Source organism: Microbacterium ulmi, assembly GCF_011759705.1.
In the GTDB taxonomy this organism is placed as follows: domain Bacteria; phylum Actinomycetota; class Actinomycetes; order Actinomycetales; family Microbacteriaceae; genus Microbacterium; species Microbacterium ulmi.
In genome coordinates this window covers 796,903-818,880 of record NZ_JAAOZF010000001.1, presented here as the reverse complement: position 1 = coordinate 818,880, position 21,978 = coordinate 796,903, and the positions used below count along the sequence as shown (strand labels likewise).

Annotated in this window: 25 protein-coding genes; 12 read left to right on the top strand and 13 right to left on the bottom strand. The window is 70.8% G+C overall.

The window, feature by feature from the left end; all coding sequences use genetic code 11:
• Positions 1-84 precede the first annotated feature (84 nt).
• From FHS08_RS03980 to sigJ, 4 genes are all read right to left on the bottom strand, one after another.
• Positions 85-507 (bottom strand): sigma-70 family RNA polymerase sigma factor family protein, encoded by a 423-nt coding sequence (locus FHS08_RS03980; protein WP_167035658.1) that lies wholly within the window; start codon positions 505-507, stop codon positions 85-87.
• Positions 504-1,403: an RNA polymerase sigma-70 factor gene (locus FHS08_RS03975; protein ID WP_167035656.1), complete on the bottom strand. Its 900-nt coding sequence runs from the start codon at positions 1,401-1,403 to the stop codon at positions 504-506. Before FHS08_RS03975 ends, FHS08_RS03980 begins: the two co-directional genes overlap by 4 nt.
• Positions 1,404-1,507: 104 nt before the next feature.
• Entirely contained in the window at positions 1,508-1,960 is a 453-nt protein-coding gene (locus FHS08_RS03970; protein ID WP_208382197.1) for a MarR family transcriptional regulator, read from the bottom strand.
• 103 nt (positions 1,961-2,063) lie between these two features.
• Positions 2,064-3,008 carry an RNA polymerase sigma factor SigJ gene (gene sigJ / locus FHS08_RS03965; protein WP_167035655.1) on the bottom strand — a complete coding sequence of 315 codons (945 nt, stop codon included), beginning with the start codon at positions 3,006-3,008 and terminating at the stop codon, positions 2,064-2,066.
• 241 nt (positions 3,009-3,249) lie between these two features.
• Between sigJ and FHS08_RS03960 the strand changes: the two genes are divergently transcribed.
• The 4 genes from FHS08_RS03960 (at position 3,250) to FHS08_RS03945 (ending at position 7,167) form a co-directional block, all read left to right on the top strand.
• Positions 3,250-4,194, top strand: a complete 945-nt coding sequence (locus tag FHS08_RS03960; RefSeq protein WP_167035653.1) for an alpha/beta hydrolase — start codon at positions 3,250-3,252, stop codon at positions 4,192-4,194.
• A 33-nt stretch (positions 4,195-4,227) separates the two neighbouring features.
• Positions 4,228-4,968 carry an alpha/beta fold hydrolase gene (locus tag FHS08_RS03955; RefSeq protein WP_167035651.1) on the top strand — a complete coding sequence of 247 codons (741 nt, stop codon included), beginning with the start codon at positions 4,228-4,230 and terminating at the stop codon, positions 4,966-4,968.
• Positions 4,969-5,126: 158 nt separating this feature from the next.
• On the top strand, positions 5,127-6,056 hold the full coding sequence (locus FHS08_RS03950) for an alpha/beta fold hydrolase (RefSeq protein ID WP_167035649.1): 930 nt from the start codon (positions 5,127-5,129) through the stop codon (positions 6,054-6,056).
• A gap of 130 nt (positions 6,057-6,186) precedes the next feature.
• Positions 6,187-7,167 carry an aldo/keto reductase gene (locus FHS08_RS03945; RefSeq protein ID WP_167035646.1) on the top strand — a complete coding sequence of 327 codons (981 nt, stop codon included), beginning with the start codon at positions 6,187-6,189 and terminating at the stop codon, positions 7,165-7,167.
• 56 nt (positions 7,168-7,223) lie between these two features.
• Here the strand turns inward: FHS08_RS03945 and FHS08_RS03940 are convergent, their stop codons facing one another.
• The 4 genes from FHS08_RS03940 to FHS08_RS03925 are packed head-to-tail and all read right to left on the bottom strand — an operon-like array spanning position 7,224 to position 10,178.
• Entirely contained in the window at positions 7,224-8,090 is an 867-nt protein-coding gene (locus tag FHS08_RS03940) for a beta-keto acid cleavage family enzyme (protein ID WP_167035644.1), read from the bottom strand.
• Positions 8,087-8,509, bottom strand: a complete 423-nt coding sequence (locus FHS08_RS03935) for a hotdog domain-containing protein (RefSeq protein WP_167035642.1) — start codon at positions 8,507-8,509, stop codon at positions 8,087-8,089. The genes FHS08_RS03940 and FHS08_RS03935 overlap by 4 nt, the downstream gene beginning before the upstream one ends.
• Positions 8,506-9,573, bottom strand: a complete 1,068-nt coding sequence (locus FHS08_RS03930; protein ID WP_167035640.1) for an MDR/zinc-dependent alcohol dehydrogenase-like family protein — start codon at positions 9,571-9,573, stop codon at positions 8,506-8,508. Before FHS08_RS03930 ends, FHS08_RS03935 begins: the two co-directional genes overlap by 4 nt.
• Positions 9,570-10,178, bottom strand: a complete 609-nt coding sequence (locus FHS08_RS03925) for a TetR/AcrR family transcriptional regulator (RefSeq protein ID WP_167035638.1) — start codon at positions 10,176-10,178, stop codon at positions 9,570-9,572. Before FHS08_RS03925 ends, FHS08_RS03930 begins: the two co-directional genes overlap by 4 nt.
• 247 nt (positions 10,179-10,425) lie before the next feature.
• Between FHS08_RS03925 and FHS08_RS03920 the strand changes: the two genes are divergently transcribed.
• The 4 genes from FHS08_RS03920 (at position 10,426) to FHS08_RS03905 (ending at position 13,861) form a co-directional block, all read left to right on the top strand.
• Positions 10,426-11,295 carry an ABC transporter substrate-binding protein gene (locus FHS08_RS03920; RefSeq protein WP_167035636.1) on the top strand — a complete coding sequence of 290 codons (870 nt, stop codon included), beginning with the start codon at positions 10,426-10,428 and terminating at the stop codon, positions 11,293-11,295.
• A 63-nt stretch (positions 11,296-11,358) separates the two neighbouring features.
• Complete coding sequence (locus tag FHS08_RS03915) at positions 11,359-12,168, top strand: ABC transporter permease subunit (RefSeq protein ID WP_208382196.1); 810 nt, start codon at positions 11,359-11,361, stop codon at positions 12,166-12,168.
• 2 nt (positions 12,169-12,170) lie between these two features.
• The gene (locus FHS08_RS03910) at positions 12,171-12,941 is read left to right on the top strand and encodes an amino acid ABC transporter ATP-binding protein (RefSeq protein ID WP_167035634.1); all 771 of its coding nucleotides are present in this window, start codon (positions 12,171-12,173) and stop codon (positions 12,939-12,941) included.
• A complete protein-coding gene (locus FHS08_RS03905) occupies positions 12,941-13,861 on the top strand; it encodes a phosphotriesterase family protein (RefSeq protein WP_167035632.1) in 921 nt (306 codons plus the stop codon). Before FHS08_RS03910 ends, FHS08_RS03905 begins: the two co-directional genes overlap by 1 nt.
• A gap of 69 nt (positions 13,862-13,930) precedes the next feature.
• Here the strand turns inward: FHS08_RS03905 and FHS08_RS03900 are convergent, their stop codons facing one another.
• Together FHS08_RS03900 and FHS08_RS03895 are read right to left on the bottom strand one after the other, a co-directional pair.
• A complete protein-coding gene (locus FHS08_RS03900; protein WP_167035630.1) occupies positions 13,931-15,241 on the bottom strand; it encodes an ABC transporter permease in 1,311 nt (436 codons plus the stop codon).
• Positions 15,238-15,930: an ABC transporter ATP-binding protein gene (locus FHS08_RS03895; protein ID WP_167035628.1), complete on the bottom strand. Its 693-nt coding sequence runs from the start codon at positions 15,928-15,930 to the stop codon at positions 15,238-15,240. The genes FHS08_RS03900 and FHS08_RS03895 overlap by 4 nt, the downstream gene beginning before the upstream one ends.
• A gap of 150 nt (positions 15,931-16,080) precedes the next feature.
• On the opposite strand from FHS08_RS03895, the gene FHS08_RS03890 reads away from it, so the two are divergent.
• Both FHS08_RS03890 and FHS08_RS03885 read left to right on the top strand, forming a co-directional pair.
• The gene (locus FHS08_RS03890; RefSeq protein ID WP_167035626.1) at positions 16,081-17,259 is read left to right on the top strand and encodes a sensor histidine kinase; all 1,179 of its coding nucleotides are present in this window, start codon (positions 16,081-16,083) and stop codon (positions 17,257-17,259) included.
• Complete coding sequence (locus FHS08_RS03885) at positions 17,256-17,924, top strand: response regulator transcription factor (protein WP_167035624.1); 669 nt, start codon at positions 17,256-17,258, stop codon at positions 17,922-17,924. Before FHS08_RS03890 ends, FHS08_RS03885 begins: the two co-directional genes overlap by 4 nt.
• A gap of 13 nt (positions 17,925-17,937) precedes the next feature.
• Here the strand turns inward: FHS08_RS03885 and FHS08_RS03880 are convergent, their stop codons facing one another.
• Positions 17,938-18,975, bottom strand: coding sequence for an amidase domain-containing protein (locus tag FHS08_RS03880; RefSeq protein ID WP_167035622.1), 1,038 nt, complete (start codon positions 18,973-18,975; stop codon positions 17,938-17,940).
• Positions 18,976-19,225: 250 nt separating this feature from the next.
• Here FHS08_RS03880 and FHS08_RS17220 point away from each other — a divergent pair, with 250 nt between their 5' ends.
• Positions 19,226-19,438, top strand: coding sequence for a three-helix bundle dimerization domain-containing protein (locus FHS08_RS17220; protein ID WP_167035619.1), 213 nt, complete (start codon positions 19,226-19,228; stop codon positions 19,436-19,438).
• A gap of 9 nt (positions 19,439-19,447) precedes the next feature.
• Here FHS08_RS17220 and FHS08_RS03870 read toward each other — a convergent pair whose 3' ends face one another.
• Both FHS08_RS03870 and FHS08_RS03865 read right to left on the bottom strand, forming a co-directional pair.
• A complete protein-coding gene (locus FHS08_RS03870; protein ID WP_167035617.1) occupies positions 19,448-19,654 on the bottom strand; it encodes a three-helix bundle dimerization domain-containing protein in 207 nt (68 codons plus the stop codon).
• Between the two features lie 153 nt (positions 19,655-19,807).
• Positions 19,808-20,470, bottom strand: coding sequence for a type 1 periplasmic-binding domain-containing protein (locus FHS08_RS03865; RefSeq protein ID WP_167035615.1), 663 nt, complete (start codon positions 20,468-20,470; stop codon positions 19,808-19,810).
• Between the two features lie 174 nt (positions 20,471-20,644).
• On the opposite strand from FHS08_RS03865, the gene FHS08_RS03860 reads away from it, so the two are divergent.
• Positions 20,645-21,859, top strand: coding sequence for a HupE/UreJ family protein (locus tag FHS08_RS03860; protein WP_167035613.1), 1,215 nt, complete (start codon positions 20,645-20,647; stop codon positions 21,857-21,859).
• Positions 21,860-21,978: the final 119 nt, after the last annotated feature.

Here is a 21,978-nt window from a genome sequence, read left to right as displayed (position 1 = left end):
TCTCGATCCAGCGACGTCGGTTCCGACGCCCACCAGGTATGACAGGGACGCGGCGTCGGATGTGACATCCGCACGGGAGGCGGGTCAGCCGCGGTTCCAGTGCTCGAGCTTCACGGGGTTGACGACGGCCCACATCCCCTCGATGGCCGACCCCCGCACCGAGACCGCGACGACCCCCACGACCCGCCCGTCGGCACGGAGGACGACTCCAGGGGCGCCGTTGACCTCGCGCGTCGCGAGGGTCGCCCGGGGGAACGCGTCGCGCAGGTCGCGGAGCTCTTGTGCAGCGGCCTCGGCGCCGTGCACCGTCGCGGGTGCGACCGGCGAGGCGCCTCCGCTGTCGACGGCGAGGACGACGTCAGGACGGAGGAGCTCCGCCGGGAAGGCGGCATCCGCTTTGCCCCACGCGTCGACGAGCGCCTCGACGACGCGACGATCCCGCGATGCCGAGGAGGCGGCGTGTGCGCCGAATCGCCGCAGCCACTCGAACGGGCGCCACGATGTCATGCTCCCGCAATCGACGCGTGCCCGAGCTTGTCGGGGCTCATGATCCACAGCAGGCGCGTGATGCTCTGGGCGGACGACGTCAGCGTGAGCACCGTCGTCACGGCCGCGCCCTCGGAGAGCGTCACGGCGGGCTGTCCGTTGACCTCGGTCCAGCCGATCGCCTTGCCGGTCCAGAAGTGCGAGGAGAACGCGGCGACGAACGTCGCGACACGCTCGAGGCCGACGACCGGGATGCGTGCCGCCTTCGCGACGCCGTTGCCGTCGGTGAGGCTCACGACGTGCGACGCGAACAGCTCTTCGAGCTGTGCGACGTCGCCGCGCTGGGCGGCCGCGAGGAAGGCATCGAGGAGCCGGCGCTGCTCGGCCGGCGGCGCCTCCGCTCGCCGCTCGGATGCGAGGTGCCTGCGCGCGCGGCTCACGAGCTGTCGCGCGGCGGCAGGGGTGGTCCGCAGGATGCCGGCGATGCGCTCGTACGGATAGTCGAACGCCTCACGCAGGACGTACGCGGCGCGCTCGGTCGGCGTCAGCCTCTCCAGCAGGAGCAGGACGGCGTACTGCAGGGCTTCGCCCCGCTCAGCGCCGAGGGAGGGATCGTCCTGCGTGTTGACGGGCTCGGGAAGCCACGGCCCGATGTAGGTCTCGCGCCGCACTCGGGCGGACTGCAGCGCGTTGATCGACAGGCGCGTCGTGACGGTCGCGAGGAACGCCTCCGGCTCGTGCACGTCGTCGGGACGCGCGGTCTGCCATCGGATCCAGACGTCCTGGAGGACGTCTTCCGCGTCTGCGACGGTGCCGAGCATGCGATAGGCGATGCCGAAGAGCCGCCGTCGGGACTGCTGGAAGGCGTCGCTCGCCCATTCGAGCCCCGACTGTGCTGTTGCTGCCGGCATCGTCATGGGTCACGCCTCCACTCTCGCAGGAGCACACCGCGCGGTGAGCGCAGTGCGCCTTCACAGAACAGACCGCGCAGCCGTGCGATCTGTGACGTGGAGCGGCGGACTCAGGACGCCCGGGATGCGCGGGCCGAGATCGACCGCAGCACCTCGAGCGCGGCATCCGCTCGATCCGGGGTGAACCCGAAGGTCTCGGTGATGACCTGGTAGATGCGGGGCGCGTGCACGCGGAGGGCGTCCGCGTCGGGTGTGAGCGAGACCGTGACGGAGCGTTCGTCTCTCGGGTTGCGCGTGCGCACGACGAGGCCCTGCGTCTCCATGCGCTTGACGAGCGGCGTGATCGTGCCGTAGTCGGACTGGAGCCGCGAGACGAGCTCGCCGACCGGCAGGTCGCCGTGCTCCCACAGCATCGCGAGGACGAGGTACTGCGGATACGAGACGCCCAGCGGCTCGAGGAGCGGCCGGTACACGGCCGTCACGGCGCGGAAGGCGGCGTGCAGGTTGAAGCACACCATGTCGTCGAGGGCCACGACGGGCGCGGATGCCGGCGTCTCGTTCACGCTCCGACGCTAGCACCATTCGCTCGTGATCGATCCAATCGCACACGAGTGATCGGCGCGACGCGACTCGGCCGCGGACCGCCCGCCGTACGAAGGTCCGCGCTCACGCCTGCGCGACCAGCTGCCGCCGCCGTGGCGCATCGGGCGCCTGCACCGCCGCGGGCGCGATCGAGGCGAGCTTCGCGGGGTTCATGACCCACAGGATCTGGCTGATCGCGAGGGACCGCACCGTGACGGTGAGAAGCGCGAAGGGGATGCCGTGCCGAAGGAGCAGCACGGCGGCTCGTCCGTTCGCCTCGATGTGCTCGACCGCGATGTCGTCCCAGAACCACTGCGAGACGCCGGAGAGGAACCGCACGATCGTCTCGCGCCCGCGGATCGGACGCCGCGCCGTGCGGCGCACGACCCCTCCGCCGTCCGTATAGCTCACGGCGTCGGCGGCGAGGAGCCCCTCGAGCGCCGCCAGGTCGCCCGTGCGCGCGGCGTCGAGGAACGCGCGGAAGAACGCGCGGTGCGCCGTGCGGTCGGCTGCGCGGGGCGCGCTGTTGGCGAGATGCTTGCGCGCGCGGCTCACGAGCTGGCGGACGGCCGCCGTCGTCGACTCGAGGATGTCGGCGATCCGCTCGTACGGGTAGTCGAACGCCTCGCGCAGGACGTACGCCGCGCGTTCGGCCGGCGTGAGCCGCTCCATGAGGAGGAGCGTCGCGAGATCCAGCGCCTCGGCGCGCTCGGCGCCGAGGGTGGGATCCGCGCTCGTGTCGACGGGGCTCGGCAGCCACGGGCCGATGTAGGTCTCGCGGCGGTGGCGCGCACTCGCGAGGACGTTGATGGCGATGCGGGTCGCGGCCGTGGCGAGGAACGCCGACGGCTCGCGCACGGCCGCGCGTTCGCACAGCTGCCACCTCACCCACGTCTCCTGGACGACGTCCTCCGCGTCGGAGGCATTGCCCAGGATCCGGTAGGCGATCCCGAAGAGTCTGCGACGGGATGCCTCGAACACGACGGTCGCGTCGTCCTCGAGTCGGATGCTGTCGGGGTGCGGATTCATGTCAGCTCCACTGGGCGCGCTGCGCCGATCGTGCCGACCCGCCGCGACGTGATCGGCCTGCGGTCCTCTCCCGGACATGAAGATACATCGAACACGAGGAAATAGGAAGCGTTGTTTATCCCGACGCCGCGGCGACTGTCACACGAGAGCGTCGTGTCCGGTCTTCCTTGGCATGACCGGCTCCTGACGCCGGCTCCCGAACCGGACCGCACACCGTTCACCCATCCCGGAAGGATCCGACATGCCCGACCACATCCTGCAGCCCGAGGCGCAGGCGTTCGCCGACGCGACCTCGACGCCCCCGTTCCTCGCCGATCTCGGCGTCGAGGGCGCACGCGCGCTCCTCGACTCCGTCCAGGCCGCCCCCGTCGACCAGCCCGACGTCGACGAGGAGTGGATCACCGTTCCCGCCGAGACGGGCGACGTCCGCGTCCGCATCGTCACGCCCGCGGGAAGCGCCGGACCGCTGCCCGTCGTGCTGTACATGCACGGCGGCGGCTGGGTCCTCGGCAACGCCGGCACGCACGACCGGCTCGTGCGCGAGCTCGCGACGGGGGCGGACGCCGCCGTCGTCTTCGTCGAGTACGACCGCTCGCCCGAGGCGCGGCATCCCGTCGCCATCGAGCAGGGGTACGCGACGGCGCGCTGGATCACGCGGGAGGGCGCTGCGAAGGGGCTGGATGCCGCGCGCCTCGCCGTCGCGGGTGACTCGGTCGGCGGCAACATGGCAGCGGTCCTCGCGATCCTCGCGACCAGGCGCGGAGACGTCTCCTTCGTCCACCAGTCGCTCTACTACCCCGTGACCGACGCCGGCCAGGACACCGCGAGCTACCGCGAGTTCGCGGAGGGCTTCCATCTCCGAGCCGACGCCATGGCGTGGTTCTGGGACAGCTACCTGCCCGACCCCGAGGCGCGGAAGGGCGTCACGGCGTCCCCGCTTCGCGCGTCCGTCGAGGAGCTCGCGGGCCTTCCCGAGACCTTCCTCGTCGTCGACGAGAACGACGTGCTCCGCGACGAGGGCGAGGCGTACGGACGCAGGCTCATCCAGGCCGGAGTCCCCACGACCCTCGTCCGGTACGACGCGACGATCCACGACTTCATGATGCTCAACCCGCTGCGCCCCTCCGCCGCGACGACCGCCGCGGTCGAGCAGGCCGTGCGCGTCCTGCGCAAGGCGTTCGCCTGACCCCCCACCCCCACCACACAGAAGGAACCGATCATGACCGACAAGCCCACCATCGTCCTCGTCCACGGCGCGTTCGCCGAGTCCGCGTCCTGGAACGGCGTCATCGCCCGTCTCCAGGAGCACGGAGTCACCGCCGTCGCCGCCGCCAACCCGCTGCGCAGCCTCGCCGGCGACGCGGCCTACGTCCGCGACGTCATCGCGTCGATCGGCGGCCCCGTCGTGCTCGTCGGGCACTCGTACGGCGGCCTCGTCATCACGGAGGCCGCGGCCCGGAACGACGCCGTCGTCGGCCTCGTCTATGTCGCGGCCTTCGTGCCGGAGACGGGGCAGAGCGCCTTCGAGCTCTCGACGAGCGCGCCGGGCAGCACGCTCGGCGACGCGCTCGCCGCCTATCCCGTCGCGACGGGCGGCAACGAGTTCGTCATCCGCCAGGAGCTGTTCCCGCACCAGTTCGCCGCAGACGTGCCGGATGCCGAGGCGAGGCTCATGGCGGCGACCCAGCGCCCCGTGACGCAGGCCGCGCTCTCCGAGGGGCTTCCGACCTCGCGCCCCGCGTGGAAGGACATCCCCTCGTGGCACGTGTTCGGCGACCAGGACCTCAACATCCCCGTCGCGGTGCACCGCGCCGGTGCGGAGCGCGCGGCATCCCGCGGCATCCGAGAGATCGCAGGAGCGTCGCACGCGATCTCGGTGTCGCAGCCCGACGCCGTCGCCGCGACCATCGCGGAGGCCGGCAAGGCGTACGTCGCGAGCCTCGCGGCGTCGGCGGCGTGACAAGACGGGGCGGCGCCCAGGGCCAGGGTCCGGAGCCCTGGGCGCCCCCCATCACCGCCACGAAGACGAAAGGGCACGGAGATGGCGAAGATCATGACTCGCGGCGCTCCCCCTCGCAACGGCCGCAGCCCGGCCCCGCCGCGGAACGGAGCGGAACGATGAACCCCTGGAGCTTCGTCACGAAGGACGTCGAGGCGGGCGAGCTGCGCGTCGCCTACGTCGACGAAGGCGATCCGCACGCGGAGCCGGTCGTGCTGCTGCACGGCTTCCCGTACGACGTGCACAGCTACGCAGACGTCGTCCCGCTGCTCGTCGACGCGGGCTTCCGCGTCGTGGTCCCGCATCTGCGGGGACACGGCGCGACGCGGTTCCTCGACGACGGCGCCGAGCGCTCGGGCCAGCAGGCGGCCCTCGGCGCCGACCTGCTCGCCCTCCTCGACGCGCTCGGGCTCGACCAGCCGATCCTCGCCGGATACGACTGGGGCGGGCGTGCCGCGTGCGTCGTCGCGGCGCTGTGGCCCGAGCGGGTGGCGGGGCTCGTGTCGGTGAACGGATACCTCATCCAGGACATCGCGGCATCCGCCACTCCGCTGCGGCCGGATCTCGAAGCGGGCTTCTGGTACTTCTGGTACTTCGCGACGGAGCGGGGCCGACGTGGCCTCGAGCTGGACCGCCGCGGCATCGCGGACGTGATCTGGCGGCGCAACTCGCCCGAGTGGCGGTTCACGGATGCCGAGCTCGAGCGCGCCGCAGCCGCGTTCGACAACCCCGACTACGTCGACATCGTCATTCACTCCTACCGCCACCGCCTGGGCCTCTCGCCCGGTTCGCCACGGTACGAGCAGCTCGAGCGGCGCCTCGCCGATCAGCCCGCCATCGTCGTCCCGACGATCACGCTCGACGGCACGGCCGACGGCAACTTCCCCGCGACCGACGGCTCCCAGCACGCCCGCCTGTTCACGGGGTACCGCGAGCACCGGCAGGTCGTGCATGCGGGTCATCACCTCCCTGCGGAGGCTCCCCACGCGTTCGCCGAGGCGATCCTCGACATCGCCGAGCCCCCGGGCGACGGCGCGGGGACCCCGTGAGCGGCGCGGACGCCGCCCCTGAGCGGCGCGGGGAGGCCGCGAGGACGGCGAAGCAGCACTCGAACACCGTGAGACGACCTCACGCTGCGACACGACATCACACCGCGGACGACCTGGAACGGAGAAGAACATGAGAAGCACAGCCCTCGGCGACGGACTCGACGTCTCGGCGATCGGCCTCGGGGCCATGGGCATGAGCGCCTACTACGGCCCGACCGACGAGACCGAGGCGATCGCGACGCTCCAGCATGCGCTCGACATCGGCGTGACGTTCATCGACACGGCCGAGGCCTACGGCCCGTTCGAGAACGAGAGGCTCATCGGCCGCGCGATCGGGCATCGCCGAGACGAGTTCGTGATCGCGACGAAGGCATCGGCCGAGATGGACGACGACGGCACGATCCGCGGACGCAACGGCACGCCCGAGTACCTCCGGCGCGCAGCCGAGCGGTCGCTCCGCCATCTCGGCATGGACGTCATCGACCTGTACTACCTGCACAGGGTCGACCCGGCCGTGCCGATCGAGGACAGCGTCGGAGGCCTCGCCGACCTCGTGCGCGAGGGCAAGGTGCGCCACATCGGCCTGTCCGAGGCATCCGCTCCCACTCTTCGGCGCGCGCAGGCGGTGCATCCGATCGCCGCCGTCCAGTCGGAGTTCTCGCTGTTCGCGCGCGACCTGCTCTCGAACGCGGAGAAGGCCACCGCCGACGAGCTCGGCATCGGCGTCGTGGCGTTCTCGCCGCTCGGGCGCGGCGTGCTCACCGAGAGAATCCGCTCGCTCGACGAGCTCGCGCCCGACGACGCCCGTCGCGGGCTGCCGCGCTTCCAGCCCGACGCGTTCGAGGCGAACAGGAGGCTCGTCGAGCGCGTCGAGCTCATCGCCCGGCAGCGCGGTGCGACGGTGGCGCAGGTCGCTCTCGCGTGGATCCTCTCCCAGGGCGTGGTGCCGATCCCGGGCACGCGGCATCGCGCGCGTCTCGACGAGAACGCCGCAGCCGCCGAGCTCGTGCTCTCCGACGACGACCTGCGTCACCTGGCCGAAGCCCTCCCCGAGGACGAGATCGTCGGCTCGCGAGACGGCATCGACGCACCGGCGGGGGTCGACCGCTGAGCCGCACCCACGGCTGAGCCGACCACGTGCGGCCGCCCAGGCCCGCGCGTGGAGGCTCAGCGCACGGCGGCCCGATCCGCGATCGGCTCCGCCTCGCCCACGAGCGGCGCGAGTCCGAGCTTCTGTCGCACGCCCTCGCCGGAGAGCGGCCGGAGCTGCGCGTCGGCGGCCAGCCGCGCGGCGCGCTCCACGAGCTGCGCATTGTCCCGCACGAGCTCCGTCGGCGAGTACCGCAGCACGTCCTCCATGCCTACGCGCAGGCTGCCGCCCATCGCAAGCGCGCCGAGCAGCACGGGAAGGTGCGCTCGCCCGATCCCCGTCGCCGACCACGAGGCCCCGCGGGGGAGGGCGGCCCGCGCGGCGACCAACGTCGGCAGGTCGCCCGGCATCCCGCCCGGCACCCCCAGGACGAGGTTGCAGTGGACGACCCCTGTCGCGGGCTCTCCGTGCGTGTCGAGGAGCCGATGGAGCGTCGCGATGTGACCCAGGTCGAAGCACTCGAACTCGGGCACGATGCCTCGCGAGATCGTCTCGAGGTACAGCTCCTCGACGAACGGGAGTGGGTTGTGGAAGACCTGCGTCCCGAAGTTGACGGTGCCGCATGTGAGCGAGCACGACTCGGGGCCGAGGTCCAGGACTCTCAGACGGCTCTCGAAGTCGTCGTCGACGCTGCCCCCCGTGGAGAGCTGCACGACGAGGTCCGTCTGCGACGAGACGCCGTCGACGATCTCCTGGAGGATGCCGCGGTTCAGCGTCGAGAGCCCGTCGCGATCGCGCGCATGGATGTGGATGAGGCCGGCGCCCGCCGCCTCGCACTCGATCGCCTGCGCGACGATCTCCGCCGGTTGGAGCGGGATGCCGGGATTCTGACTCTTCGTGGACTCCGCCCCGGTGGGGGCGACCGTGATGAACATCCCGCTCATCGCACGCTTCCCACGTCGACGAGTCCGGTCGGCACGACCTCCGTCGGGACGTCCTCTGCCGGAACGACCAGCACGGCGGTCGCGGTCGCGACGTGCACGGGCTCGGCCAGGGGCTCTGCGCGCGACGACCCGTCGCCCGCCGACCGGGCGGTGACGCGTGCGGTCAGCAGCACTCGACGGCTTCTGCGTCCGACGGACGCGATCTCGCCCACGGCCTCGATGACGTCTCCCGCGCGCACCGGCGCATGGAAGTCGACGCTCTCGTAGCCCGCGAGGAGTCCCTCGTCATGTGCTGTCAGGATGCTGATCTCGGTCGCGACCTCGCCGAACAGACGCAGGACGAACGCGCCGTCGACCAGCCCGCCGGCGTAGTGGGCCTCGCTGAAGGGGACGTAGCGGCGATGGGTGACTGTCGTCATGCGTGCTCCAGGTTGCGGTTCGGGGATGTGGTCGGCGTCCGTTCGAAGAACGCGCGGACGCGATGGTCGCGTCGGAACAGATCGAGTGCGAGCTCGGCGTGCCCGGGAACGTATCCCGTTCCGACGTAGAGATCGACGTCGAGACAGAGCGCCTCCGCGCCCAAGGCGACGGCGGTGAAGCTCGTCGCCATCGAGAAGTAGACGACCGCCCCTCCCGACCTGGTCGAGACGAGTGCGGCATGCTCGCAGCCCGGGGCGTTGACGCACACGAGGGTGAGGTCGGGCAGGTCGCCCGCATCGAGCACGGCGCGCCTGACGGTGCCCGGTCTGGTCGCGTCGGCCACGACGACGTCGTCGAACAGATCGAGCGCGCGCAGGCGCTCGGCCTCGGCCTCGGAGGGCACGGCGCAGATCGTGCCGATGCCCAGCCGCCGGGCGGCCGCCGATGCCAGCACGGCGCTCTTCCCGCCGCCGAGGAGCAGCATCCGCTGCACGCGTCCCGCGATCATGGGCCGTTCCGCGAGGCGGGCGACATGCGCGGGCGCCCCGCACACGTCGAGGATGCTGAGCGCGGTCTGGATCGGGACGTCCTCGGGCAGCCGGCACAGCGTCCGCGCGGAGGGCACGATCGCGAAACCTCTCGCCGGCACGATCTCGGAGCGTCCGTCCCACGCGTCGAGTCCGTCGTCGAGGGCGAGCGGCGTCGCGGTGAGCGAGATGAGGGTGGCGACGCGGTCGCCCACCGCGAGATCCGTCCGCTCGCCGCCGGGGCCCGCACCGATGATCGTTCCGACGAGCATGCCCCCTGATCCGGTCCGGGGATTGGTCATCTTGCCCCGCTCGGCCACGATCGCTCGGACCTCCGCCTTGACCCTCTCCGGATCATCACCGTTGTGCGCGAGAAGGTCGCGCATGCTGGCCGAGTCGAGGTTGAGGTAGTCGACCGCGATCGCGACTTCTCCCGCGCGGATCGCGCTTCGCGCGTCGAGCCGGTGGGCCGCCTGGGGAAGGACGCCGTCGGGAACGAGCACGCGGTCCATCCCGAGCGCGTCCGGCGCGCTCACGAGGCGGCCTTCCGTCGCGGCTTGTGCGAGCGCAGCGCGTTCATGCAGAGCTCGACGTACATGTCGATGAGCGTCGCGAGATCGATGCGCCCGTCGGGGTTGTACCAGTGCACGATGCCCGTGCACATGTCGAGGAGAGCCTTCGCCGCGAGGTCGATGTCCGTCACCGTGAAGTCGCCTGTGCGCTTGCCCGCTGCGATCGTGCGCTTCCACAGCGCCTCGTAGTCGTCGCGATAGCGAACGACCAGGTCGTGGTTCTCGGGGCTCAGCGACCTGATCTCCGTGTCGCTGATGATGCACAGCATCCGCTCCTCCACATGCACCGTGATGTGGACGGCGATGAGCTCTCGCAGCTTCTCGACGGGACTCACGGTGCCCTGGAGCGCGAGCTCGGCGTTGCGCAGGAGGGTCAGGATGGTCTCCGACATCATCTCGGCCAGGAGAGCTTCCTTGTTGGCCATGTAGTGGTAGAGCGTCGCGAGCGAGACACCAGCCTCGTCCGCGATGCGCCGGATGCCGGTGCCATGGAAGCCCACAGCGCTGAAGAGCTCCAGCGCAGCGCGCCGGATGTCTGATCGTACGGACTCACTCGTACTGATCGTCATGCCGGTCCTCCTTGATCGATCGATCGGCTAGGAGAGCAACGTACTCCACGATTGGCTCACGTGCAATGGACGCCGATTTCCGCGATGTTTCGTGCGAATTGCGAGATTCTCACGTGTGCTCGAACTCGCGAGAAGTGCGTTGACAGGCGATCGATCGATCGATTATGTTCCTGACATTCATCCCGGCCACACGCTTCCGTGTCGGCGACCCGAGCGTCATTGGAGATCAACAGTGAGAAAACGGACAATGCTCAGCGGCCTCGCGACGGCTGCAGTCGCCCTCGTGGCACTGACCGGATGCGCCCCCGAGTCGTCGCCCGCCCAGGCGGCAGGCGACGCGCCGGACGTCGTCGCGACGATCGAGTCCGACAGCCTCGTGCGGGCCGGCCACCTGACGACGTGCATGGACATGCCCTACCAGCCGTTCCAGTACTTCGATGCCGCGGGCGACCCCGTCGGCGTCGACATCGACCTCATCACCGAGGTCGCGGCGCGTCTCGGACTCGAGCCGAACTTCCAGAACTCCGTGTTCGACACGATCATCGCGGCGGTGAAGGGCGGGAAGTGCGATCTCATCTGGGCCGACCAGTATGTGACGCCCGAACGCATGGAGCAGCTGGACATGGTCGCGTACTGGCGCGCCGACGAGGTGGTCGTCGTGACGCAGGGCAACCCGAACGGCGTCGGCACGCGTGACGAGCTGTGCGGCGTGAAGGTCGCAGGACAGAAGGGCGGCGCAGACGTCGAGGCGCTCGAGGCGCTGAGCGCGGAGTGCGTCGCGGCGGGCGACGAGCCGATCAACATCCTTCAGTTCCCCCGCAGCCCCGACGCCTATCAGGCGCTCGCGTCGGGACAGGTGGACGCGTGGATGACCGAGAAGGTCGCAGCGCTCCTTCTCAAGCAGGAGAAGAAGGCGAAGATCGAGTTCACCGACACCTTCACCCTGGGCGACGGCGACACGGCGGGTCTGACCGCCTTCTCGTTCCGACCGGACGACGCGGCGGTCTCGGAGCCGGTCATGGCCGCCGTACAGTCGATGGTCGACGACGGCACGTGGGCGAAGATCTGGGACGACTGGGGCCTCGCCGACATCGCGGTCGATCCGCACAAGGTCTAGTCCCGTGCGGGGTGAGGGGCGCTCTCGCGCCCCTCACCCCCCGACGAAAGGCTCGGTGGCGCAGTGCCGTTCAGGACCGCCAACAACTCATATCCGTTCGACTGGACGGCCTTCTGGGACTACCTCCTCCACCCGAACGCGATGATCCTCTCGGGTCTCGTGCTCACGATCGTGATCGCGATCCTCTCGCAGGTGTTCGGCGTCGTGATCGGGCTGATCGCAGACCTCGCGAGGCGCAGCCGGTTCCGCGTCCTGAGATGGATCGCCTCCACGTACATCTTCGTGTTCCGCGGCACCCCGTTCCTCGTCCAGGTGTCGATCATCTTCTTCGCAGGCTTCCCCTTCTTCGGGCTCGCCGTCTTCGGCGGATACCGGTGGGACGACCTCCAGGTGTTCGGAGTCGTGATCGCGGGGCGCATCCTCGCGGGGATCTTCGCGCTCTCGCTCAACGAGGGCGCGTACATGGCCGAGATCATCCGCTCGAGCATCGACGCCGTCGACCGCGGCCAGATGGAGGCCGCGCAGGCGGTCGGCATGACGCGTCGGAAGGCGATGAGGCGGATCATCCTCCCTCAGGCGGTCCGCACGGTGATCCCGCCGCTCGGCAACCAGTTCAATCTCATGCTGAAGAACACCTCGCTCCTGTCGGTCATCAGCGTCACGGAGCTCTACACGGCTGCTGCGATCATCCAGGGCCAGACCTTCCAGCCCTTCGAGGTGTTCGGGGCCGTCGCCCTCTACTTCCTCGCGCTGACGGCAGCGTGGACGGCCGCGCAGATGGTCATCGAGAAGCGTGTGGGTGCCGCGTGGGGCGCCCCCCTGTCCAGCAGGCGTCGGGCGAAGGGGCCCGTCCAGCAGAACGAGATGGTGTGACGATGGACCCCCAGACCCCGCTCATCGATGTTCGCCGCGTCAGCAAGTGGTTCGGCGCACGGCAGATCCTGTTCGACGTCGACCTCCGCGTGGAACGCGGCCAGGTCGTCGTGCTCATCGGGCCGTCCGGCTCGGGGAAGACGACGCTCCTGCGGTGCATCAACCGGCTCGAGGAGCCCGAGAAGGGGGACGTGCGCCTCGACGGCGAGCTCGTCGGCAGCCGCATCGTCAACGGACGGACGCGGCCCCTCTCGGACGCGCAGCTGTCGCGCCAGCGCGGCGAGATGGGCATGGTCTTCCAGCGGTTCAACCTCTTCGCGCACAAGACGGCTCTCGCCAACGTCACGGAGGGGATGGTGCACGTCGCAGGCATCCCCCGGTCGGACGCGGAGGACTACGCGCGCCAGCTCCTCTCACGCGTCGGCCTCGCCGAGAAGGCCGACTCCTTCCCCGGCCAGCTGTCCGGCGGCCAGCAGCAGCGCGTCGCCATCGCGCGTGCACTCGGCATGCGACCGAAGGCGATCCTCTTCGACGAGCCGACCAGCGCCCTCGACCCCGAGATGGTCGGGGAGGTGCTGGAGGTGATGCGCCAGCTGGCGGACAGCGGGATGACGATGGTGATCGCGACCCATGAGATGGGCTTCGCGCGGGATGTCGCGGACCAGATCGTCATGATGGATCACGGGCGCGTCGTCGAGCGAGGGCATCCGTCCGCGTTCTTCAGCAACCCCCAGTCGGATCGCACGCGACAGTTCCTCGCGAAGGTGCGGTGATGCCTGCGCCTGTCATGACGGTCTGCGGACCGGTCGCTGCGGACGAGCTCGGAGTGACGCTCATCCACGAGCACCTCTTCGCCGACACGCTGCGCGAATATCGATCCGACGGACTGCTCAGCGACCTCGACCTCGCCGTCCGCGAGCTCGTCGGCTTCAAAGCGGCGGGGGGAGGCACGGTCGTCGACGTCACGCCGGCGACCCTCGGCCGGGCCCCCGAGCTGCTCAAGCGCGCCTCCGAGCTCGCCGAGGTGCACATCGTCATGGGATGCGGTCACTATCGCGACCCGTACATCGCGGACACGACTCTCGACCGGGAGAGCGTCGCGACCGCCGCACGCGCCCTCGTCGCCGAGATCCGCGACGGCGTCGGCTCGACCGGCATCCGGCCCGGGATCATCGGCGAAGTCGGCTCCGACCGCGCGTGGGTCTCGGCGCTCGAGGAACGCGCGCTCAGGGCCGCGGGTGTCGCCCAGGTCTCGACCGGGCTCGCCATCACGCTGCACGCTGCTCGCTGGCAGGTCGGCCGCGACCTGGTCGGCATCCTCGACGACGTCGGAGTCGCAGCGGATCGCATCGTCGTCGGGCACCTCGACACCGTTCCCGACACCGACTACCACCGCGAGCTCGCCGAGCACGGATGCTGGCTGGAGTTCGACGGCTTCGCGTCAGACGTCCCGCACGAGACGGACCGGCAGCTGCATGGGATCAGGCGGCTCTTCGACGCGGGCCACGCGGACCGAGTGCTCGTCTCGCACGATCTGTTCCGTCTCTCGCACTTCTCCGCCTATGGCGGTGTGGGGCTCACCCACCTGCTCACGAGCGTGCGGGAGCAGGCCCTGTCGTCCGGCTTCACTGTCGACGAGCTGGATCAGCTCCTCTGGTCCAATCCGGGTCGGGTCCTCGCCGGCGCCGCGTGACGAAGCGGCGCGCTGCGCCCCTCTCCCGCGGGGAGCGTCGTTCGAGGCGTCTGCCTCGCCCTGTCCCGCTCACTCGTATCGGAGCGACTCGACGGGGTCGGCCTTCGCCGCCCGCGCCGCCGGGAGCGTCCCCGCGAGGAACGCGATCCCCATCACGACGAGGATGATCACGGCGATCGAGACGGGATCGAACGCGATGAGCGTGAGCCCGGGCAGGTCGGCGAACAGGCCGTTCGCGAGCGCACGGCTCACCACGCCGCCCACGAGCATCGCGATGCCTGCGCCGATCGCGCTGCCGAGGAATCCGATGAAGACCGCTTCGAGGCTGAACAGCGTGAACACGCGGCCGCTGCCCATGCCCATCGCCTTCATGAGCCCGATCTCGCGCGTGCGCTCCTGCACCGACATGAGCAGCGTGTTCACGATGCCGAAGCTCGCCGCGAGCAGGGCGATGATCGCGAAGGCGTTCAGCACGAGCACGATCGCATCGATGATCGACGTGAAGGCGCCGAGCTGATCCGCGACCGTCGTGCCCGTGAACCCGGCGTCGGCGAGGGCGGACGCGAGGTCGTCCACCTGGTCGGCCGTGGCATCCGGATCGAACCAGACGCTCGCGCTCGCGAACCGATCCTGCTGATCCAGCGGCACGCCGGTGTTCTGCAGCGAGAACAGCGCGTCGGTGAGCGCGTCGTTGGGCAGGGCGCTCGCGCCGCCGCCCACGAACGTCTCCTCCGCGACCCCGACGATCGTCGCCTCGACGGTGTGCTGCGTCCGCACGGCATCGCTGATCGCGATCGTCACGGTCTGGCCGATCGCGTCGTCGGCGCTGTCGAACCCGAGCGGTTCGACGAACGAGACCGGGATCGCGATCTGGAGCTGGTCGGCGTCCAGGTCGGGAGTCGTTCCGGCGGCGAGCTGGGCCGTCTGACCCGGGATGAGGTTGCCCACGCCGATGACCCAGCGCGTGCCGCCGTCGTGCTGGATGAAGTCGGGGCTCACCGACTTGGCGGCCTCCACGCGAAGGACGCCGTCGATCCCCTCGAGCGTGTCGAGGTCGGCCGTCGTCATCGCGGTCACGGTTCCGCCGAAGCCGCCGGGGCCGGGACGACCGCTGCCGATGGCGTCGGGGTCGTACTCGACCGGGTCGTTCGACGGCAGCCCGCCTGTCGCGGCATCCGGCGTCTTGGTGACCGTCATGACGTCTTCCGCGCCGATCGACGAGACGGTGTCGGCGATGAACCGGTTGATGCCGGTGCCGAGGCCGTTCGTGATCGTGAGCGTGAAGGCTCCGACGAAGATGGCGAGGATCGTGAGGATCGTGCGGGTCTTCGAACGGAACGTGTTCGAGACGGCCGAGGTGACGAGGTCGCCCGCGTTCATGCCGCCACCTCCTCGGGGACGATGACGCCGTCTCGGATGTGGATGCGGCGGTCGCAGCGCGCCGCCAGATCCTCGTCGTGCGTCACCACGATGAGCGTGATGCCGTGCTCGCGGTTCAGCGCGAACAGGATGTCCTCCACGACCGCCCCCGTGGCGGAGTCGAGGTTGCCCGTGGGCTCATCGGCGAAGATGATGCGGGGGTTGTTGACGAGCGCGCGCGCGATGACGGTGCGCTGCTTCTGGCCGCCGGACAGGTCGATCGCCCTGTTGCGGGCCTTGTCCTGCATGTCGAGCTGAGCGAGCGCCGCGAGGCCCTTGCGCTTGCGATCGGATCGCCCGACGCCGGCGATCTTGAGCGGGAGGATGACGTTGTCGAGCACCGACGTGTTCGCCGTCAGGAAGAACTGCTGGAACACGAACCCGAACGTCTTGTTGCGCGTGCGGTTGAGCGCACGACCGCGGAGCCTGCTCGTGTCGGTGCCCTCGAGCTCGATGCGGCCGCTCGTGGGGGCGTCGAGGAGGGCGAGCAGATGCATGAGCGTGGACTTGCCCGATCCGCTCTTGCCGATGATCGCGAGGCTCTCGCCGGCGTGGATGTCGAGGCTCACGCCGCGGAGGGCGTCGAAGCGATTGGGCCCGCGGCCGTACGTCTTGCGCACGTCCGTGATCGAGATGAGCGGGGTCGTCATGAGTCTCCCTGAGGTCGTGCTGTCCAGCCTGGTCGCACGGACGCTGCCGCGCGTCCCCCGCGGGCGGCAACTCCGGTACCCCGCCGGGGGTATCCCGCGCTCACCCGTGGGGGCGACGCGAACCTCGCGGCCGAGGGCCACACTGATCTCATGCGGAAGGCTGCCGACGACGCGGTGCTCTCGCCGCGGCATGGTCCGCCGGGGTGGGCCGGCGACGCGCTCGCTGCGCTGTTCATCGTCGGCGCAGCCCTCGCGCCCTTCCCCGATGCCGCATCGCACCCGCACAGTCCCCTGCAGTACGCATTCGCCCTTCTGCCTGCCGCGCTGCTCCCGCTGCGACGTCGCCTGCCGCTGTGGGTGCTCGGCGCGTGCGTCGCGGTCTACGTCGTCGCGATCCTGTCCGGCTTCATGTCGCCCGGCATCCTCCTCGCGATCGTCGTGGCCATGTTCGGCGCGGCCAACCGGCTGTCTCGCCGGACGTCGCTGATCGCGCTGGGCGTCGCCGTGGCGGCGATCTTCCTCACCGTCGTCGTCGCGGCCGGCGACGTCTTCGAGCCGCGCATCTTCCCCGCCGTCGTGACGGTCGCGCTGGCCGCCGCGGCGGGAGACGGCACCCGCTCGCGCCGCGAGTACCTCGAGGCCGTGACCGAGCGGGCCATCCGCGCCGAGCAGACGCGCGAGGCCGAAGCACGCCGGCGCGTCAGCGACGAGAGGCTGCGCATCGCCCGCGACCTGCACGACGCCGTCGCGCACCAGATCTCGGTCATCAGCCTCAACGCCGGCGTCGCGACTGCCGCGCTCGAGACGCGGCCCGAGAAGACGCGCGAGGCGCTCGCGACGATCCGCACCGCGTCGCGGACGGTGCTCGGCGAGATCGGCGACCTCCTCGCCGTGCTGCGCGCCGAGGACCGGGTCGACGGCGAGGACGCCACGGCGCCCCAGCCGAGCCTGCGGGGGATCGACGCTCTCGTCGCCTCGTTCCGCGAGTCGGGCCTCGACACGGTCGTGCGGATCGAAGGCGACCTCGCGCGTCTGCCGCTGCCGACGGATGCCGTCGCCTACCGGATCGTGCAGGAGGGGCTCACGAACGCGCTCAAGCACGGCGCGGAGCATCGCGCGCACGTCCTCGTCGAGATCGGGTCGGATGCCGCGCGCATCGTCGTCGCGAACCCGACCGGCGGCGCGCCGCGCTCCGCCGAGCCCCGCGGCTTCGGTCTCGTGGGTCTGCGCGAGCGCGTCGCGGCCGTGCGAGGCTCGGTCGAGACCGCCGAGACGGCCGCCGGCTACCGCCTGGAGGCGGCTCTTCCGATCCCCGAGGAGAGCGCATGACCCGCGTGCTGATCGCCGACGACCAGGCGCTCATCCGGTCGGCCGTGCGCGACCTGCTCGAAGGCGCGGGCACGGCGACGGTCGTGGGGGAGGCCGTCGACGGACTCGAGGCCGTCGCGCGGGCGCAGGAGCTTCATCCGGATGTCGTCCTCATGGACATCCGGATGCCGCGGCTCGACGGCATCGAGGCGACGGCGAGGATCTGCGACGATCCCGCGCTCGCCGAGACGCGCGTGCTCATCCTCACGACGTTCGAGGAGGACGAGTATCTCGTAGCGGCGCTGCGTGCGGGAGCGAGCGGCTTCATCGGGAAGGGGGCAGAGCCGGATGAGATCGTGCGCGCCGTCGCTGCCATCCACGCGGGCGATGCCCTCCTCTCGCCTGCGGCGACGCGGAGCCTCATCACGCGATACGTCCTTCCGCACTCCGCGACCGCCGGCGGGGCGGTGCCCGCGCGGCTCGCGCACCTCACCGACCGGGAGCGCGAAGTCCTGCTCCTCGTCGCCCGCGGCAGCTCGAACGACGAGATCGCGAGCGAGCTGTTCATCTCGCCGCACACCGCGAAGACACACGTCAAGCGCATCATGATGAAGCTGCACGCGCACGACAGGGCCCAGCTCGTCATCGCCGCCTACGAGAGCGGCCTGCTGATCCCCGGGGCGTGAGCGCGGCCGCCGGTCACGGGATCGAGTAGATGCGCATCTGCGATCCCGACGCCGGGTCGGAGAGCACCTTCGGGAAGGGGCGATCCGTGCCGTCGGTGTTGTGGCTCGCGAACGAGACGACAGGACCATTCGGCGAGTACGTCACACGGGACACCGTCATCGTGTGGTCGAGCCCCTCGTCGCCTCCGCCCCAGTCGAAGACGCCGACGTCGCCGACGCGCACCCTGTCGAGGTCGGCGGTCGTGGCGAACGGGAGTCCCTGCGCAGCCAGGTACGCGTCGATCGCCGCCGTGTCGCGCCACGCCTTCGACGCCTTCCATGCACCGCCCGAGTACCACTCGTCGTCCATCCGCCAGCCGCGGGCCAGCAGGCCCTGACTCGCGAAGTTGACGCAGTCGCCCCCGGCGGAGTTGTAGTCGCCCCACTCGTCGACGTCGTAGTCGGTCGCATGCGCGCGCAGATACGCGAGCTGCGCGTCGACGTCGCCGCCCGCGGGCTGCGTTCTCACTCCCGCCGAGGCGGCCGTGATGGCGTCGCGATACGCCTGCGCCGACGCGCGGACGGCGTCCGCCGCATCCGAGGCCGCGGCGAGAGCCGTCGGCAGGTCACCCGGATCCGCCTTGTTCAGCGCCTTGATCGCGCGATAGAGCGCGTCCTCCGTCGCCTTCTCGGCATCCGACCACTCGCCGAGGACGTCCTTGGCCGCCGAGACGGCGCTCTCGCGATACGTGCCGACGGCCGACGCGAGGGCCGCCGCGGCATCCGCTCTCGCCTCGTCCGACGGCTCGGCCGCGAGAGCCGCGGCCCGCGCGTCGGAGAGAGCCGCCGAGGCGTCCGCGGGTGCGAGCGACGAGGACGCCTCGACGGCGCGAGCCGCGACATCGACGAGCCGTGCGAGATCGGCGCGCACCCCCGCGGCGGCCGCGGCGGCCGCGATCCGGGGCACGATCGTCGCGGTCAGCACGATCAGGACGACCACCAGGAGCACGCCCGCTCGGCGGCGGCGGAACATGCGGCGCCGGGCGGCCAGCTCGCGCGACGTGAGTGCCACCGCGCGAGACTATCCCGACGGCGCGGCTGTCGGCGTGAGCGGATGCGGCAGGTCGGCGAAACGATCCAGCGGCCGTCACGACGCGCTGTCGCGGGCGGGTCGCGGCCGCCGACGAGCGCCGGGCAGCGCGCAGGCAGCGCCGTGCCGCGCATGCCGGGCACGCGGGGCGCCGGCGCAGATCCACCGCCGCGCAGCGACGCGCTCGGCTGAGACCTGGACGAAGCGGGCTCGCGTGGCGGATCATCGAAGCGTGAGCAGCACGAACCCCGACAACGAGTACGAGGCGCTGATCCACATCATCCGGCGTCTCGGCGATCGCTATCCTGCCGTCGAGGACGACGTCGTCCTGGAGATCGTCGCGGAAGAGCTCGAGAGGTTCGACGGAGCGCGCCTGCGGGACTACGTGCCTCTGCTGGTCGAGCGGCGGCTGCGGGAGCGGCTCCGCTCGGCACACGCGGCGTAGCCTCGCGCGTCAGGCCCCTAACGTCTTGAGGCGCTTCTTCGCCTGCTTCTCGACGAGCACGGCGACGAAGTCACGGACGTGGGCGCCGTCGAGTCCTTCGTACTCGCCCACGACGACCTCGCGGATCGTCGTGGCGGGGAGGGCGGGAAAGCGCTCGGTCAGCCGCTCCACGATCTCGTCTATCGCTGCGGCGTCGTCGGCGATGTCTTGCGTCATGGTTCGGGTCTCCCGGGGCAGGCGCTGGCGGCATCCACGGTACTCGTCCGGCGGCTCCGCCGACAGCCTCGCCGCGATGCCCGGAGGTGAACATCAGGGGGCCCCGCGGGGGCGCGGCGGGGCGCGGCATCCGTCCCCGGATCCGGGCTGGCGTCAGTCGATCCAGATGACAAGGCCCGTGAGGCCGTGCAGCACGGCCGCGACACCCGCGCGGACGGCCTCGGCCGACCGCTCCGGGGTGAAGGTCGCGGGGTCGTAGTCCGACGGCGTGCCGAGCCCCTCGCCGCGGAACGACGCCCCCGTCCAGTCGACGGCGGTCACGTTGTAGGTGGGCTCGGCGACCTCCGCGCCGACGACGAGGAAGTGGCGGTCGAGGTGGTTCGCGCTGACGGTCGCGAGCGGATCGATGAGGTCGTTGCCCGCGCTGATGATGAGATCCGGGTTCATGTCCATCGCCGTCACGATGCCGGCGATGAGGTCGTCGTCCGCCTCGACGGTGCGCAGGTCGACCTTCTCGTCGCCCGCCCATTCGCGGATCGCCGTCACGAGGGTCTTCGTCGGGGCGTCGTCGCCCGCCGTCAGGAGCACGACGCGGTAGCCCGGCGAAGGGTGCACGTCATCCCACGATCCCGCCGCGGGCTCGATCGTGGCCTCCGGGCTCGGCTCCGCCGCGGGCTCGAACCCCACACCGAGCGCGCCGATGGGGGTGGGCGCGGGGCGCGGGCCGGCCCAGTCGTCGCCCGCGCAGCCGGCGAGCAGGACGGCGGCGAGGGCCGCCGTGAGGAGCGCGGCGATGGTCCGCTGACGTGAGTGCAAGGATTCGTCCTCCGGGGGTCGAGGCGCGCAGGCGCATGCTTCTCCACTGTGCGACATCCCGCGCCCTCTCCAGGACCGCTCGCGGCACTGTTCGCCATCCGTTCCCCTTCGGTCCTCCATCGGTTCACCAACGCGCGAAAGCCTTCTCGGGCCCTTGCCCCCCGAAGGAGAGCCATGCCCCGCCGTTCCCGTCCATCCGCGCTCGCACTGCTGGCGGGGGGTGCCGTCCTGCTGACCGGCCTGCTCGCCGCGGCTCCGGCATCCGCCCACGGGTTCACATCGGTCGTGTACGCCGAGGTGACCGCCGCCGAGGACGGAGCCGTCCGCACCGAGCTGCAGCTCGAGTACGACCTGCTCGTCGTCTCGGCCGCCGACGCCGAACACGACGACCCGCTCTTCCAGGACGGCACGGCCGCATTCGAGGCGGGGGATGCCGCTGCCCAGGCGGCCGTGCTCGAGGCCCACCGCGACTCCGTCCTCGCGTACGTCGGCGAGCGGTTCACGGTGACCGCCGGCGGCGAGACCTGCACGCCGGCGCAGGTCGGGGCGATCACGATGACGCAGCAGCAGGACGTGCCCTATGCCGTGCTCGTGCTCGAGCACGAGTGCGAGCCGTCCGGTGACGGGCACGTCGTCGCGAGCGAGCTGTTCGGCGACGAAGAGGGCTATGTGACGGGGACGAAGGTCGTCCTGACGTACGACATCGACGGGCGATCGGGCAGTGCAGCGCTCGACGCGTCGCAGCCGTCGTTCTCGACGCAGCAGAGCGCCGGCGAGCGCTTCTGGGAGTTCTTCCACCTCGGCGCCGAGCACCTGCTGACGGGCATCGACCACATCCTGTTCCTGCTCGCGCTCATCGCGGGCTCGCGGCGACTGCGCGAGGTCGTGCTCGCCGCGACGTCGTTCACCGTCGCGCACTCCGTGACCTTCATCCTCGCGGCGACCGGCGTCGTCTCGGTGTCGTCCGCGTTCGTCGAGCCCGTCATCGCGCTGTCGATCGCGATCGTCGCGTCGTGGCATCTGTGGCAGTTGTGGCGACGGGGGGATGCCGCGGACGAGCTCGACAAGAAGAGCGGTCCGTGGGGGCTCGACGGGGCCGGATGGCTCCGGCTCGGCGTCGTGTTCGCGTTCGGGCTCGTGCACGGACTCGGCTTCGCGGGCGCCCTCGGCATCGACGAGCCGTGGTCGTGGACCCTGCTGTGGTCGCTGCTGGTGTTCAACCTCGGGATCGAGGCCGTCCAGCTGACGATCATCGCGGTGCTGTTCCCGATCCTGGCCCTCGTCCGCCGGCGCGCTCCGCGGGTCGGCCTGTGGGCCACGGGGGCCCTCGCGGTGTCGGTGTCGATCGCAGGGCTCATCTGGTTCGTGCAGCGCATCTTCGGCCTCTAGCGCGACGAGCGCCAGGTCTTCGCCCCCGCGCCACCGTCCCGGATCCTGGCGTTCATCCAGGGTTCACCTGGCGGCCCGAAGTTGATCAGCGTCAACTGTTTCCCCGCAAGGGGAACCTG

Excerpts from the sequence above, each read along its gene's own strand:
- FHS08_RS03980 (WP_167035658.1), bottom strand. The coding sequence starts at position 507 with ATGACATCGTGGCGCCCGTTCGAGTGGCTGCGGCGATTCGGCGCACAC.
- FHS08_RS03975 (WP_167035656.1), bottom strand. The coding sequence starts at position 1,403 with ATGACGATGCCGGCAGCAACAGCACAGTCGGGGCTCGAATGGGCGAGC.
- sigJ (WP_167035655.1), bottom strand. The coding sequence starts at position 3,008 with ATGAATCCGCACCCCGACAGCATCCGACTCGAGGACGACGCGACCGTC.
- FHS08_RS03960 (WP_167035653.1), top strand. The coding sequence starts at position 3,250 with ATGCCCGACCACATCCTGCAGCCCGAGGCGCAGGCGTTCGCCGACGCG.
- FHS08_RS03955 (WP_167035651.1), top strand. The coding sequence starts at position 4,228 with ATGACCGACAAGCCCACCATCGTCCTCGTCCACGGCGCGTTCGCCGAG.
- FHS08_RS03950 (WP_167035649.1), top strand. The coding sequence starts at position 5,127 with ATGAACCCCTGGAGCTTCGTCACGAAGGACGTCGAGGCGGGCGAGCTG.
- FHS08_RS03945 (WP_167035646.1), top strand. The coding sequence starts at position 6,187 with ATGAGAAGCACAGCCCTCGGCGACGGACTCGACGTCTCGGCGATCGGC.
- FHS08_RS03940 (WP_167035644.1), bottom strand. The coding sequence starts at position 8,090 with ATGAGCGGGATGTTCATCACGGTCGCCCCCACCGGGGCGGAGTCCACG.
- FHS08_RS03935 (WP_167035642.1), bottom strand. The coding sequence starts at position 8,509 with ATGACGACAGTCACCCATCGCCGCTACGTCCCCTTCAGCGAGGCCCAC.
- FHS08_RS03925 (WP_167035638.1), bottom strand. The coding sequence starts at position 10,178 with ATGACGATCAGTACGAGTGAGTCCGTACGATCAGACATCCGGCGCGCT.
- FHS08_RS03920 (WP_167035636.1), top strand. The coding sequence starts at position 10,426 with ATGCTCAGCGGCCTCGCGACGGCTGCAGTCGCCCTCGTGGCACTGACC.
- FHS08_RS03910 (WP_167035634.1), top strand. The coding sequence starts at position 12,171 with ATGGACCCCCAGACCCCGCTCATCGATGTTCGCCGCGTCAGCAAGTGG.
- FHS08_RS03905 (WP_167035632.1), top strand. The coding sequence starts at position 12,941 with ATGCCTGCGCCTGTCATGACGGTCTGCGGACCGGTCGCTGCGGACGAG.
- FHS08_RS03900 (WP_167035630.1), bottom strand. The coding sequence starts at position 15,241 with ATGAACGCGGGCGACCTCGTCACCTCGGCCGTCTCGAACACGTTCCGT.
- FHS08_RS03895 (WP_167035628.1), bottom strand. The coding sequence starts at position 15,930 with ATGACGACCCCGCTCATCTCGATCACGGACGTGCGCAAGACGTACGGC.
- FHS08_RS03890 (WP_167035626.1), top strand. The coding sequence starts at position 16,081 with ATGCGGAAGGCTGCCGACGACGCGGTGCTCTCGCCGCGGCATGGTCCG.
- FHS08_RS03885 (WP_167035624.1), top strand. The coding sequence starts at position 17,256 with ATGACCCGCGTGCTGATCGCCGACGACCAGGCGCTCATCCGGTCGGCC.
- FHS08_RS03870 (WP_167035617.1), bottom strand. The coding sequence starts at position 19,654 with ATGACGCAAGACATCGCCGACGACGCCGCAGCGATAGACGAGATCGTG.
- FHS08_RS03860 (WP_167035613.1), top strand. The coding sequence starts at position 20,645 with ATGCCCCGCCGTTCCCGTCCATCCGCGCTCGCACTGCTGGCGGGGGGT.